This is a genomic window from Candidatus Thorarchaeota archaeon, assembly GCA_021498125.1.
GTDB lineage: Archaea > Asgardarchaeota > Thorarchaeia > Thorarchaeales > Thorarchaeaceae > B65-G9.
Genome location: JAIZWL010000001.1, coordinates 1,319,655 through 1,334,156, shown reverse-complemented (window position 1 = coordinate 1,334,156; position 14,502 = coordinate 1,319,655). Strand labels below are relative to the sequence as shown.

General features: G+C 46.3%; 14 protein-coding genes. 7 read left to right on the top strand and 7 right to left on the bottom strand.

From position 1 onward, the window contains the following. Positions 1-171 precede the first annotated feature (171 nt). A complete protein-coding gene (locus K9W43_06350) occupies positions 172-627 on the bottom strand; it encodes a hypothetical protein (protein ID MCF2136850.1) in 456 nt (151 codons plus the stop codon). A gap of 148 nt (positions 628-775) precedes the next feature. On the opposite strand from K9W43_06350, the gene K9W43_06345 reads away from it, so the two are divergent. Then, complete coding sequence (locus K9W43_06345) at positions 776-1,690, top strand: hypothetical protein (GenBank protein ID MCF2136849.1); 915 nt, start codon at positions 776-778, stop codon at positions 1,688-1,690. A gap of 232 nt (positions 1,691-1,922) precedes the next feature. Beyond that, complete coding sequence (locus K9W43_06340) at positions 1,923-4,241, top strand: hypothetical protein (protein MCF2136848.1); 2,319 nt, start codon at positions 1,923-1,925, stop codon at positions 4,239-4,241. Positions 4,242-4,306: 65 nt separating this feature from the next. Here K9W43_06340 and K9W43_06335 read toward each other — a convergent pair whose 3' ends face one another. From K9W43_06335 to K9W43_06325, 3 genes are all read right to left on the bottom strand, one after another. Further along, positions 4,307-4,723, bottom strand: a complete 417-nt coding sequence (locus K9W43_06335) for a DUF86 domain-containing protein (GenBank protein ID MCF2136847.1) — start codon at positions 4,721-4,723, stop codon at positions 4,307-4,309. Continuing rightward, on the bottom strand, positions 4,701-5,114 hold the full coding sequence (locus K9W43_06330) for a nucleotidyltransferase domain-containing protein (GenBank protein ID MCF2136846.1): 414 nt from the start codon (positions 5,112-5,114) through the stop codon (positions 4,701-4,703). Before K9W43_06330 ends, K9W43_06335 begins: the two co-directional genes overlap by 23 nt. Before the next feature lie 154 nt (positions 5,115-5,268). After that, a complete protein-coding gene (locus tag K9W43_06325; GenBank protein MCF2136845.1) occupies positions 5,269-5,760 on the bottom strand; it encodes a hypothetical protein in 492 nt (163 codons plus the stop codon). Positions 5,761-5,915: 155 nt separating this feature from the next. Here K9W43_06325 and K9W43_06320 point away from each other — a divergent pair, with 155 nt between their 5' ends. The 4 genes from K9W43_06320 (at position 5,916) to K9W43_06305 (ending at position 9,288) form a co-directional block, all read left to right on the top strand. Next, positions 5,916-6,521: a hypothetical protein gene (locus K9W43_06320; GenBank protein MCF2136844.1), complete on the top strand. Its 606-nt coding sequence runs from the start codon at positions 5,916-5,918 to the stop codon at positions 6,519-6,521. A gap of 131 nt (positions 6,522-6,652) precedes the next feature. Next, positions 6,653-7,582 (top strand): ABC transporter ATP-binding protein, encoded by a 930-nt coding sequence (locus K9W43_06315; protein ID MCF2136843.1) that lies wholly within the window; start codon positions 6,653-6,655, stop codon positions 7,580-7,582. Continuing rightward, positions 7,582-8,433, top strand: a complete 852-nt coding sequence (locus K9W43_06310; GenBank protein ID MCF2136842.1) for a hypothetical protein — start codon at positions 7,582-7,584, stop codon at positions 8,431-8,433. The genes K9W43_06315 and K9W43_06310 overlap by 1 nt, the downstream gene beginning before the upstream one ends. A 9-nt stretch (positions 8,434-8,442) precedes the next feature. Next, a complete protein-coding gene (locus K9W43_06305; protein MCF2136841.1) occupies positions 8,443-9,288 on the top strand; it encodes a hypothetical protein in 846 nt (281 codons plus the stop codon). Positions 9,289-9,330: 42 nt separating this feature from the next. Here K9W43_06305 and K9W43_06300 read toward each other — a convergent pair whose 3' ends face one another. The 3 genes from K9W43_06300 to K9W43_06290 form a co-directional block, all read right to left on the bottom strand. Continuing rightward, positions 9,331-11,067, bottom strand: coding sequence for a VWA domain-containing protein (locus K9W43_06300; protein ID MCF2136840.1), 1,737 nt, complete (start codon positions 11,065-11,067; stop codon positions 9,331-9,333). A gap of 3 nt (positions 11,068-11,070) precedes the next feature. After that, positions 11,071-12,777: an AAA family ATPase gene (locus K9W43_06295; protein ID MCF2136839.1), complete on the bottom strand. Its 1,707-nt coding sequence runs from the start codon at positions 12,775-12,777 to the stop codon at positions 11,071-11,073. Between the two features lie 217 nt (positions 12,778-12,994). Further along, a complete protein-coding gene (locus K9W43_06290) occupies positions 12,995-13,222 on the bottom strand; it encodes an AbrB family transcriptional regulator (protein ID MCF2136838.1) in 228 nt (75 codons plus the stop codon). 218 nt (positions 13,223-13,440) lie between these two features. On the opposite strand from K9W43_06290, the gene K9W43_06285 reads away from it, so the two are divergent. Next, a complete protein-coding gene (locus tag K9W43_06285) occupies positions 13,441-14,502 on the top strand; it encodes an ATP-binding protein (protein ID MCF2136837.1) in 1,062 nt (353 codons plus the stop codon).

Here is a 14,502-nt window from a genome sequence, read left to right as displayed (position 1 = left end):
AACATATGACTCATCAACATATATCAAAACCAATCATGCTACTAGAAAACAAAGGCGCATCTACCATATTTTTCATGTATCTTTAACAACTATCTAGTATCTTCCGCACAAAATTAGTAAATAAAAATGGGCAAGAGAAATGCCCCGTATCATAACCAGAATAGAGAGCATCTATGGAGCACGCTTACGTTTAGTCACTTGCCATAGAACAGCTACAGAAACCAGCCCCACAATTGCTATCATAATAAGAAAAAGATAATCACTTGAGAACCATGGAATCCATGGAATGTTAGTCGTATCTGTATTTGACTGCGTAGAAGTATTTGGTTGTGTAGAAGTTGTAGGAGTTGTTGTCGTCACGGTACCTGAAGTTTCTATATTGAAACCTATGGGGATCGTTATTGTGTCGGGCTCGCCAGTAGCAACAAAGACCAAATACCATGTCCCAGAATATGGGACTATAAAGGAGCCAATAGTCCCAGATTGAAGTTCAGTCTTGCTAGCATATTTTGTCACGTTACCGCCAGCAAGCCATGTGGAATAGTTGTTCGAATCACAAATAAAGACTTCAACATGATCGGCTCTGTGTGAAAAGGCGATAAGCAAGATCGTAAGAGAGAAAATCACCTTAACGTGATATCCTATTCAGATTACACTAGTTCCCTATCTTGATTGATCCTGTTCATACCTGTGGACTTTCCACACAGAGCCACTGGTGGCAGTATGTCTATAAGAACCAAGTAGTCCTGTAGACTAAACTAAGAGAGGCACCCAGTTGACTGACGAACGTGACCAGCATGACTCGGCCTTCAAGGGCATTATGGAGTTACTTCTATCACGTGACTGTGTCCGATCAATTGCTGGGTCCGAAGTGGCAAAGTTTCCACTTCGAGTGGACTTTATCACCCAACGTATCTGTCCCTTGCCTCAGGATATGGGCGTTGTCGCCTGGCTCATCAACCAGCTTCCACCATTTGTCGTTTACGAGTTCAAGGGCCCTACCGATCCGCTAAATGAGTCGCACATCTGGCGATTGATCGGGTATTGTGGCTTATTTGCCATGGAGAAGCGGCTCCACTTTTTTGAGCCGGGGATCGCTGCCATGGTGGTCTATGTCGGGGCGTCTGATACTCTCCGGCATCTGATCACTTCACACACCGAGACTATGGCTCCGGGTATAAGCAGATATCCGTCGCCCACGGAAGCGGTCGGCGGTGGACTCCAAGTATATTTCGTGGACGTGAACGGTCTCATGCTGACCCCTGAAAACCTGCCGTTTCTGCTCTTTCGAGAGACAGATATCGAGCAGGTGCTGGACATGGTCCTTACAAGTCCTGAGACTAAGAGATTATATGGGTATACGCTCTATAAGGTCAAACGGAAGACAATTCAACGCCTGTTAAGAAAAAAGGGGATCACCATGACTGAAGTAGCCACATTGAAAGAACTCATCGAGGATTTTGGCGTGAAGGCCGTCATTGACGAGGTGGGCGTGAAGGCCGTCATTGACGAGGTGGGCGTGAAGGCCGTCATTGACGAGGTGGGTCTTGACATTTTGTTGAGAGAGGCTGGCTTGAAACAGACATTACAATATATTCGGGAGCGTATAGGTAAAGAGCAATTAACCCGTGAAGAAAAGCAACAGTTGTTGGAGATCGTAGATACTATTCGTGAAACGATTGGCAAATAGGAATTAGAATTCATTATGAATATTTGGATCCGTGGGAACCGCGCTATAGATTTACTAAAAGATAGGCCTTTTTATTTATTACTTTCCTTTCTGTTCTACCGCTGATCCATTTAATAATATGATAATATTTAGGCTTTGCAGTGGCAAGGAATCCAAATGGGCAGTCCACATGTACTCGATTTTTCGCAGGATTGAGAATTCAAAAATCATAAATTGATTTTTGACAACATTCATGCATTCAGAAATATGGATCATTCTGCTAAGAGAGAGTAAGCGTATGGTTTCAAGGTGTATTTGCGGTGCATCTATTGTCTTAGTTCTACTTCAGATGGCAATAGTCCCATGCACTGTGGCCATTGACACCATGCACGGAGGTCTCTTCGGTCTAGATGACCTGATCATCGGGAACTTCACTATCTGGTATTCGGCAGGACAACTATCCCCCTTTGATCTTGAATACATAGATCGTGTGGCATCTGCTGGTGCAAAAGTGATCCATATGACCGGGTTCTGGTGCAACAACATCACAAATCCACTGGACATCATCTACAATACAACAATCCGACATTGGGCCGAAGAAGCAGTAGATTTCGGTCTCAATCTCGGGCCAGTTCCAAGTTATGAAGATCCTAACGCACCGCCTCCGGAACGGTACATGAATACCTCAAGTATTTGGGCTGTAGGGGTTGGCGATGAGGAACCTGCATGGCTACGGTTTTCCGACATCTACTCCAAGGTTTCCGACGATATTGCAAAGTACGACAACATCTACTTTGCAGACACGGGATTTCATCTCAAGCCACTATATGAGGCGAACAACTCTGAACGGTGGACTGAAGTTGAATGGCTCAACAACAAGTCGGTCTGGGTCTACAATTATTTTTATGATTATATCAAGAGCAAGATCCCACACGCTCTGGTCACCCAATTCATTCTCATGCCGCCCACATGGGGCATAGTCGATGATCTCTGTGCGGCATATGAAGTGAATGCAGACATCAACCTGCTCGATTGTTACTATGCAAAAGACTATCCTTGGCTCTTGTACGAGACCATCCGCAGATACAAGACCTCACTCTCGGAGAGGCCTCTCTTCATGACCATCTGGGGAACGATCTGGGACTTTCTCAACACGGCGGGAGATGGGCTCTATTATCACGAGGGAAGCTATGAGCAGATCCGCCGGGAGACCTGGACATCCTATGTCTCAGGAGTCGATGCTCTCGGTTTCTTTGATTGGGCACCTGAGAACAATAACAGTTACACATGGAGCTGGGGACAGGGAAGAACTGATGTGATGGGGCGCAAGTTGTTCAAGTATGTTGATAACTTAGCAGGCCAGCTGAACTACCTTCCGACTCTGAACTCCAGTCCGGAGGTACTTGTTGTGGGTGATGGCTACCAGACCGGAGAACCGATATGCCACGTTTCAAATCTAAGACTGTTCACTGAATACGATCTCATCAATCAGAGATGTTTCGCAAAGACGGACGTTGATCTCTCCAAGTACTCGCTCATTCTGCTGACGGACTATTGGCACTACAATGCTACAGTCACCAAAATCAACGACTATATTGCGAATGGCGGAAATGTTGTGTTTCTGGGAGGTGTGGGTAATGAACCGGGACCAGAGGAGTCAAGATTGGCCTATCTCATCGAGCACAATTCCACTGAATATGTTCGCAGCGGACATATTCTATTGAACATTACAACTCCAAATCTGCTCGACCTCAATCTTGTGTATGATGCGCCATACTATTATTCACGCTATCTTAGATCGGATAATTTCAGTGCCGATTATCACCTATTAGGACTCGAATACATTGTGGACGACAATGGTACTCGCACAAGAATTAATGACACATCCATTGTACTCTACCATAATGCCTCAATGCCCGATAGTGGATGGATCCTCTATTGCGGAACGCTTGACGCCACGACCGACCCGGGAAAAGTCGCAAACTATGACCATGAGAAGGAACCAGATCTTTGGTTGCTCTATAGAACGCTGATACGAGCATTCGCAAAGTTTCTCAACATCACAAACTCGATCTCCACTAACGCTACTGAGAATGTGCTCATCACGCAGGGACTTGTCGAGGATGACACTCTGTTGGCGGCCATCTGTAACTTCAACAATGAGAGCCGCGTGTTTAATTATACAATTGATTTGAGTCAGTATGGTCTTCCGGATGGCACATATTTTGTTCATTCTCTTGATGCAAACAGGTCGCTGGGGACTTTCACCTCACATAATAAAATTTTCTCATTCAATGTCAGTGTAGTGACCAATGGAACACGCATTCTCCTAATCTCGCAGAATCAGATCCAACCGGGCTACACAATCAACATCTTCCCGAAAATTCCAGATATCAGTGCCACTACAACAACTAACTCTGAACAACCATCAACGACAACAAACGTATCTATCCCGTCAACCACAAGCACCACATATTTTGGTATGGCAGTTGCAGGAGTTCTGCTTGCAACAGGACTCACGATAATGGTCATAGTGATCTTTGCCCGCAAGAAACAGGCGTATGAGGAATGAGTCTACATTCGTGAGCATATCAGATATAATTTAAGTAAATATATCACAGATATTTGCGGTATGAATCAGTCATGCGAAACCAAGAACTGACGAGTCAGGTCGGAAATCTTTGCCAGATTACTCAAGAGCTCATGTACAGCCTCTAACACATAGGCGTCATCGATGTTTCCATATCTGTGAACAATCCTATTCCCAAATCGTTTCATTTCCCTAAGTTTCACAATAGTTGATGCATCAAATACTATCCCCTCCAATTGTGAGAATACATCCATTTCAGAAGAGGGAATCCCAAGTCGTTGAGCGCTCACAATCACTGCACAGAGATCAATCACGCACTCTATTGCTATTTGAATCAGGCGTTCGATTGCACGTTTCTGAGTAAGAGAACTCTTGTATTCAACATAGCTTGGAGGCAAGACTATCCTGATTTCATGCATGATCTGGTCATGCTCATCAAGTTTACTTAGAATCCTTTGGCCCATCTAAGACTGTTTCCAAGTACATAAGATAGCGAGGGCGAAAGTCCTCCCATTCTTTAATCGTCCATATTGCAATGTCATAATAGGCATCTTCATCTTTCATGTATTTGATGACTCCATCCTTTAGAACCTCGACCTGAATGTATAGAGGCAATCGCTGATAGATCGACACATCCAATCCATGCTCAGAATACTTGATCTCTTTCTTGAGAGGATTTACGGACTCTACACACGAAGGCCAGAGGACTATACAGACATCAACGTCATTGTATGGTTCACCGCGAGCATAACTACCAAAGACAACAACTCCAAGGACATCTTCATCTTCACGAACCATATGGACTACGGTCTCAAGAGAATGATCTATCACCTCAAGAGGCTCGCGCGTGACCAACGTTCATTCAACTCCGTTCTATTTCAATTACTTCTACCATGTTTGAGTATATTTCTCACACGTTGAAACAGGCTCTGGAAATTGAATGGATCCATCCACTTTGGAGATAGAACGTTTCTTCCGGAATCGTCTAAGAGCATAGATGACTCCTTTATCATGGGGCCCGATATATCGCGTGAATATCACGCAGAACAAGCCCCACGAGATCATTGACATTGCGTACAGGAATTACAGTGGCTCCAGCCCGGGATAGACTGACACGCGCCTCCTCCTGTTCACCAGTATCAGCAGCGCCGATATGAAAGAGGAACAGGTGATGCCCCCGATCTGTGAGATGCCGGGTCATGGCCACCATCTCATCCCAATTATCTACCTCAGCATCAGTGATCATCAGGACTAAGACAGGCCTCTGCGCGTCAGCACACAACCGAGTAATCTCGTGCACGGGCATGACGGTGCCCCCACCCTGATAGGAGAGAAGAACATCCTCAATCTTATGGCGGTCACGACCCCATCCCGTAGTACGGATCTCAACAGAGAAGTTGATTGCAGCCACACGACAGCCCCGACTCAATGCAAAGTCAGTAGCCCCAAATGCAGATACAAGCGCAAGATGATACTCACCGGAAAGTCGCGTCCTGTTCATCAACCCATTTTCTACAGCATATAAATCAACAACAAGCCAAGCTGTGTGTGGTATAAAAATAAGTAATGTTTATAAAGCGCTTGTTTTTTTTTGGTTGAGCTTGGGGTGTGAGTTCCAACAGGCTCAAACAATAAAGTTTGGAGGAAATAGAAAATATGAAACATAGGACTATTGTTCTTCTATTACTGGTTTGCGTCGTATGGACATCGGTAAATCTGCAGGGCGTTGCAGCATACTCTAATAGTGATACGCCAGGGTACCCCTATTCTGATCACGGCGCAGGTGCGGGATGTACTTCAGATGCATATCCGTATGATAATTATGGATATGTCGTTGCACATGTTAATGCAATAGGCTTTCCCTCAAATGGATGGGCCCTTCTTGGAGCCCGGGATAATATCAATGGCAATCACTATTTGACAATAACCGCAACTGTTCGAATTTACGCATATATATCGACCAATATTTTTGGTCATGGCCAAATTGATGTGAACGTTCTAATTTTGAATGCCGATACACATACAATACTTTGGGAACATTGCGCATGGACTAGTGGTGACATTGGACCATCCAACCATAAATCGTATATTAACTTCCAGCCCACGATATCTGCAACGACAAATGATGTCTATGGCGGAAACCTGCTCATATGCGTCAAATTTGTTGCAGGTGGGGCATATGGTACATTGATAGGATATACGTCAAAAGACACCACAAGTTCAGCAAGAATGTACATAGATCAAATATCTTGGAGCTATTAAATAATAATTTCACCATGTAAATTCGTAAAGTGAAAGGTGACCGAATTTATGAAACCCATCAGGGTTTCGGTCACCACCACTATTGCTTAATCTCATACTGTTGCTGGAGAATATGTTGGAGAGAACGAGTTGTGAAAATAATACTCGAAAATGTTACAAGGACATACGGAAATAAAAGAAGAATCATTGCAGTCAATAATGTGAGTCTGGAGATCGAGAACCAAATATTTGGTCTTATCGGGCCAAACGGAGCAGGAAAGACAACAATTATCCGAATGTTATGTGGACTCTTACAACCTGATAGCGGTTCGATTCACATAGAGGGTATGGACTGTTGGAGGGAAGCGTATGAGGTCAAGAAGAAAGTATCATTTCTACATGAAGTGGCGGAGTATCCTGCAGGCATATCAGGACTGGAGTATCTCATCTTCATTGGCCGAATACGGGGAATGCAATTCAAGGAGGCAAAGAGGCAGGCTCAGCAACTTATCAGCTATTTGAAACTGGAAGATGCGGCCGACCGATGGATCGTCGATTACTCCAAAGGAATGAAACAGTTGATTGGAGTTGCAGCAAGCTTTATGGGAAATCCGTCACTAATCATTCTGGATGAACCGACCGCCAACCTTGACCCTAATGGACGGTTTTTGGTACTTGATCTTATCAAGCAATACTTCACCGAACACGGTGTCGGCTTCCTTATTTCTAGCCATATCTTACACGAGCTTGAGCGCATAAGTACTGAGGTGGGATTTCTCTTTAATGGACGCATAATAGCTAAAGGAAGCCCAACCCAGATTCTAGCAGATTTGCCGAGAGGTAATGTAGTAATCCGTGCCACAAAATTGGCTGATCTCTACAATCGACTGAAAGAGCTATATCCAGAGATGGCAGTTCAATTCCAGGACGATGAGCTTGTTGTGGAAAATGCAGACATACAAGAAACATCCCAACGCATTCATCAGGGACTTCAAGATTGCGGAGGCGTCTTGCTCGAGTTTCGACAGGAAGAGGGAAATCTTGAACGTGCGTTCAAGGAGCTTGCCCGGAGGAGGGAATAATGCAAGTACCCGACTCAATTGATCGGTTTACGCTCGTTCTCAAATTGACGCTCAACTCAATTTATAATAGAGCGAACCTTCGTAGACTACTGGCTATATTCATTATTCCAAGCTTTTTTACAGTTGTGTGGGTGACCTCTGGCACGCTCAGAAGCGAGCAGGCGCTGTTCTTCGAATTCACTGTGAAGTACACTCAGAACTTGTATATCACACTCTATGTAGTAGTTGCAGTCGTTGGCTGGATGTACTCGTCTTCATCATTCAGAAAGCAGGTGAATACACTCGCATCGCATCCGATTTCACGTAAGACCATATTCTTTTCAAGACAGATCGTGCTATCTTTCACAGTTTTCCTCATTGAACTATCTTGTGGTGTGGCAATCTTTGCACAAAAGTGGCTCATGAACGCAGATAGCGAACTCGTTGCCCAATCATCATTTCTTTTTGTCAGATACGTGGGACCAATAGTATTGGTTTCAATCATAACTGCGATAATATTTGTCAGCATCATGTCTATTGTCCATATCGCAACTGACAAGTCAAGCGTTGCGTTTGCAATAAATATAGCATTTATAATACTGTGGGATGGACTGACAGGAATTGAGCTAGGAACTGGTCTTTATTCGTCCAGCTTGGTTCCATTTCCAACTTTGAGCCCCGCTGCGTTAGTACGAAACTTGTTGCTACAAATGCTGAATCCCAATGAGCATAATTCGGTAGTAGAAAGCTATCTTGGGTTTTACTTCACATGGCAGTTTCTTATTGTACAGGTTGTGTTTTTCGCAATCATAGTCTATATCACTGCATCCATCGCATGGAAACTCTTTCTCCGTAAAAGCAAAACTTGGTGATAATGGATAATGAAACATCAGCCACTCCTAGAGGTAGTAGGTCAATTGAAGAGCAAGATGAGTCTCTTGATCGCACTTCGCTTGAAGTCCCTGAAAAGACCTATAGTTTTGATGTTTCTTCTCTGTGAACCCATAGTGCTGGGTGTACTCGGCACTAGATCAGTTGGCACAGAGTCATTCAACTCGGACGGCTCATTGGTAGGGCTTCTTGTATTGGCGTTACAGATATCTGCTTTACTCCTACCATTTCAGGCGGGAATCAGCGCAGTTTTCCTTGTAGACGCACTAGGTGGAGAAACAAAGCATAAAATCGATCTGACGCTGCTATCAACTATTCCAGTGAAACAAAGCGAGCTATTAACAGCAGATTACTTGTTAGGCCTCTGCATCACACAACTACAATTACTAATACTTGACATTGTGATCATACTCGGAGTTCCAATCACAAAATATCCAATAATAATGCTTCAGGGAATAATCATCCTAGGAATTGCCTTTTTTGTGGTGGCAATATTGATTGTTTCACTCACGACCATGTTGATTGAAACCATGTCCTCGGCTCTTGCATATTTCGCCGCCCCACTTGTGTTCATTTCATGGAGAATGATCATACTTGAACTCTCTGCGAATCTTGAGATGGGATGGATAGTCTTCGTGGAGCCATCGACTATTGTTGAATCGCTCACCATAGGACTTCTTGGACAAGAGGGGTCGTTTCTATCAAATATGCTCTACTCAAGCAATCCGTTGGTGGTGGAGTACCTCTCTATAGCGAATAATATAATATTTGGCATTATCATCATTACATTGATTATTACATTTGTGCTGCGTAGTCATCGGGGATATAGAACGTGAATACAGATTGACAAAGAAACATGATGCCAAATTTCTCAGACACTAAATACCATATACAGCACGGGTATCTCTTAGAACTAATCCAACAAGGTCTGATTGATTATTCACAGGGACTATTCTAGCACCCGCATTAAGGAGCCTTTTTTGCAATTGGATATAGTTCTCATTCTCACCAGCATGAATATGGAACATGAAGACATGATGACCTCGACTGGATAGATGTTTGACCGCTGAAACCATCTCTGGCCCGTTATCAACCTCCGCATCTGTGATCATAAGAACAAGAACTGGTCTTCGTGCCTCATCACACAAGCGTATCATGTCACCCACTGGCATGATTGTCCCGCCTCCCTGATAGGAGAGGAGAACATCCTCAATTGTCTGTCGATCCCGTGACCACTTTGCAATTCGAGTTTCCACAGAGAAGTTGATTGCTGCAACGCGGCAACCACGAGCAAATGCAAAGTTCATAGCCCCGAAGGCGGAAATCAATGCAAGATGATACTCACCAGAGAGTCGCGTCCTGCTCATTGACCAAGTCATCGAACCACTCGAATCGATCACGATTAAGAGGTCTGGCGGCGTTCGTGACTCTGTATCACCAAACGACTCGATGCGCAGCCATCGGCGTGTGGACATGTTTGGAACCAGAACAGGAAAGGCCTGCAGGGACTGAACAAGGTCCAGTTCTTCGATAGGATCGCCAAGCCGCCACACTTGAGGCGTCAGAGGAATTGCACCTTCCGGACGCTGCTCATGGACATCGATACGAATCAGACGCCGGACCTTTGCACGGTACCAGAAACGAGTCCAACCGCGACCATAGGTTCCTGCACCTAAGAGAAGAAGGACTGCCCGGAGATCATCCAGATCGCCGCCCCGTGACTCAACATCAGAGGCGAGGCGTGCCAGCTCATCATCGGAGGTGGAGGCCTGAGAGGGGTTTGCGCACCTTCGCGCGATATCGCCGTTGCGGATCTCAACGGGGCTACCCATGATAGCATCAACGTCTAAGGGGATAGTGATCTCTATTCGTCTATCACCACCCTCACCCCCGCCTTCCTCGCCACCTGAGAGATCACCGCCAGCTCCGGATAATTGCTCATCATCCGAGTGACGCCATTGCGCGATGATCTTTGCGATCTCCTCAGTAGCCTTTGGCCATTTCCGCTCGTTATCCCGATACTTTTTCGTGACAGCCACTATTGCCTCAGCGGCCTCAAAGGTATCATCAGGTACATTAACAGAGCGGGGGATCGGAAATCCCCACATCACACGATAGCATGTGACGATGAGCACCCAGAGATCAGAGTGGGTTTCGCCGCGAATAGCAGACTCGTGTATGGAGGACAGGATGCGATCATGCGTCAGTTGCGGGAAACGTTTCAACAGGAGGGAATCAACAACAAGATCGGCAAAGAGATTGCACACAAACATGGCCGTCGCATTGTTGACATGACGCCTCGCCCGAGCGAACATCATGGCACTGGTCACAGTATCATAGGGGCAGACGAGATAGTGCTGAAGTTCATGATGGCAGATGGAACGCAGAAACGGCTCGGCCTCAGCAGGGGTCATGTAATGCGGCACTCCAGCCGTGTTGATATGAATCGTCCAAGTCTTGTCGTCCACATAGAAGAAACTCGTCGCCTCATCACTATGCTCTATGACAGGTTCCGGAAGAGGTGGGGAATAGAAATCGGAGAGAGCCTGAGACCATGCCTTCCGGGCCACATCGACCAGTGGGGAATTACGAGCGTTAGGCTGTGTCAGCGTCAAGTCCTATGCCAGCTCCTTCTCGATCATCGCCTTGAGTTCAAGAGCCGGAGCCCCGCCTGAGACCTCAATAAAGACGGACGATTCGGGAGAGTCGCCAGTTGCATAGATCACAAGTGTAAGCTGCTCGGTCCGGATCACACGGCGTTTGGGAGGGTGGAGGGTCTCCTTCAGAATAGGCGTCATCGGGGGATACTTGAGACTGATTGCAGTCCACAGTTCTTGCCATGTCTCGAACGTAAGAGTAAACTGCGAGAGGGTAAGCCTGTGCAACGCCTCCGAGACCCGCCCGATCAACATACCTCTATTTGGAATCGTACCATTGGACATCAGCTCATCAAGCAACTTTGACAGTTCAGGAACATCACGACTGACAATGGCCTTGTCTATCCGCTTGACTATCTTTGTGTATCCGGACTTGGTGAGGTCCTTTGCCAATTGCACATAGTCAATCTGGACGATCAGGTCACTCTTAGCCATCTCTTGAAGTTCCGTGATCTCCTTCTTGGTCGCATCACCTCTCTTGAGGCGTGCCAGAATCTTCAGGGCGGGCTCACGGGCCGCAAATCGAGCAGTGGCAAGATCTACGAGGCGTTGGGTGAACTTGTACCGGTCCCCATAGAAAGGCTGCTTAGAGACCTCATCACGAGTATACCGAGTCCGATGCCAGAAGACCAGTGGCGCAATCGATTTCACGATCTCAACTGAGACCTCACTCGCACCGACCAGCCATGCAACAGCCTTACTGTACCGATTCAGATCCTTTGCAGCTCGAACGCTCAACGGGAGTACTACCTTGTTACAGACACTCTTAGCAGTGTTATAGTGACAACCATCACAGAGACCGGTCTCAACGGTGAGGCTCTGCGTCTGACTTTTGTCGACTCGAACACAGGCACCGAACTCACGAATAAGAGCACGGATGTACTCCGAGGCCTCAAGGGACACATGGACCTTATCTGCCAGATTCCAGATCGTGAGCAAGTCTTCCTCAGTCAACAGAGCGGGGACCTGCCAGAGTTCGTCATACCCAAAGAGCCGTTCGTCGCGTGTGGCTAAGATGGTCTCAAGATCACTTACCGTGGGCATGGTTATCGGGACAGCAAGTCCAAACCTGTCGAGAAACGGAGGCGCTAGGTCAAAGGTTCCCGAGTCCGTGGGATTCATTGTTGCATAGAGACAGAACTCTTCACAGTGCATGACCTCATCGTAATACTTCAACTCGCCTTCTGCAAGCATTGACAAGAGAATATTCTGGGCGTGTGGTGTGAGGCGGTTGATCTCATCTATGATCTTCCAAAAATCGGTCACGAACTTTCGCCAGACTATGACCTCGACTCCATCCTTCATCAATGGCCCGGGGCGTAGTGTCGCAACCATCTTCTCTTCGGTCAGTTGTGGATGACCCCGAAGAATGCCGTCCTCGATCTCACCAATACTCTTTCCGGTCATGATTCGGCCCAAGAGCTTGATGAGTGTCGTCTTACCTCCACCATGGCCACCAACTAGTAACATTGCAGAGCGAGGGACAAGTGCATTGATCACGCAGGCACCAACTATCAGCGGCAGACGAATAGACTTGGCACGAGAACTGCTTGTTGAGGGACGGAACCGTATGTGTAGGTCGCCCGAGTGGACAAAGAGTCCATGACTCTCCACCGTTGCTATTACCTCATGCACTTTTTGCCGCAGACGTTCACTTGGTGTTGACAACTGACCTCACGCTCCTATATGGCAAGGGACACCACTGCTTATGGTTGATGTGGTCATAGACTCCAATTAGTCTCTTTAAATTAGAATCTTTGATAGACCACCAAGTCGTTCATATAAAATCAAGATTCGAATTTTAGGTCATTTCTCAAGTCGAATCATCTCAAGCCCGAGTTTATCGAACACCGTATCGGAACTGATTAATCGGTATCACCGCAGATCAAGCACACTCCACCTGTGCCTGTTCGGCAATCGCCCGTCGAAGTTCCTCGATGGACAACTCTGGAATCTTTCGCCCGATCTCCGCAAGTTGTTTTACAGGATCGGAAGGCACTGGCACAAGGAGAATCCCTCGTTGGGTCTCTACAATAAAAAATGTGTTTCCGGTTTTCTCCCGCATGGCCTTTGGAATGCAGACTCTCCCTCGTTCATCAAGTCGAACAATCATTATTCTCACATAATCACTATTTGTCATAATATATATAAATTCCACTCTAGTGACTGCCAATCACCTCTCAAAAAATCACGCGCATTGAACCATAAGAGCCGGATAAATAAGAATTATAATACCCACTTGCGTTACAGACCATGGGCGCCAATTATTTCACGTATACGAATAGATAATAAACAAATGTTACTAGACTAGACTGCCGGGTGGTAGCAGAAGTGGAAGACAGTGCCATCTCACGTATGATCACAATAGTCGCACCTGAAGACATCAGCAATGAGGGTATGCAACAGTTCTCAGTCAGACAAAAGGCCATCTTATTTCACCAAGAGATACAGGAGTTCAAAGCTGCAAGAGAGAGACTGACCGAGTTGGGACTGGTCTTCGGCGGGCGTGTTTTGCTGGCGGGTCCTGTGGGAACTAATTTTGAGGCATTTGCGGACACACTTGGCAAGGAGGTCCCACTCAAGAAGATTCGGTTTCGCGTGTCAGAGTCCTTCAGTAGTGATCGTCTGCTTGTGGCAGTACGCACGCTCTTCGAACTTGCTCGACGCGAACGACCAGCTGTTGTCTATATTGATCAGATTGATACGCTCTTCACAGCCTCAAGAGAAGTGGGCATGCTGGTTGGAGATCTTCTTCGGGGAGTCACATGGGACGAGGATGAACTTATTGTGATAGCCTCAACGGCACGGCCTGAGAGACTTGAGGCAGCCAGTGTAGTAGACTTTGATAGGACCTTTGTGTTTAGCAATCCGACAAATGAGGACAGGACCAAAGTCATCTCGGAGGTTCTTGCTGGAGCAGAGGGTATTGATATTCCCACAATTATCGAGATGACCGAAGGGTGGGGCTACTCTGATCTTCTCCATCTAGCGACTGCATTAGCCATCAAGAGAGAGAGCGGGACGGTCACACTGAAGGATGTGATCGACCTTCTTCAGGACAAGGGCATTGTTCCGGTTGGCGGAATTGGTGGAACCGCGGAGATAGTGCGTAAGATTTCGGGAGCGAAAATGATCACCGGGCAGATGAACACTATATATCCAAATGATTTTCTTGACCAATTGTATCTGATGATGGTCTCAGAAGATTATACACAATCTCAACATGTCGTAGAGACACTCAACGCGGGACTGCCGCTATCGGCCAAAGACAGCAAGTTCGTGGCCCGATTTCCATTCGTGCTTCTAGGAGACCAAGAGGATCGCCTCATACGTCTCATCAGTGCTAAAAAGAACCATGACAGACTCAAGCGCGTCATGGGGCGAGGAGGGTAG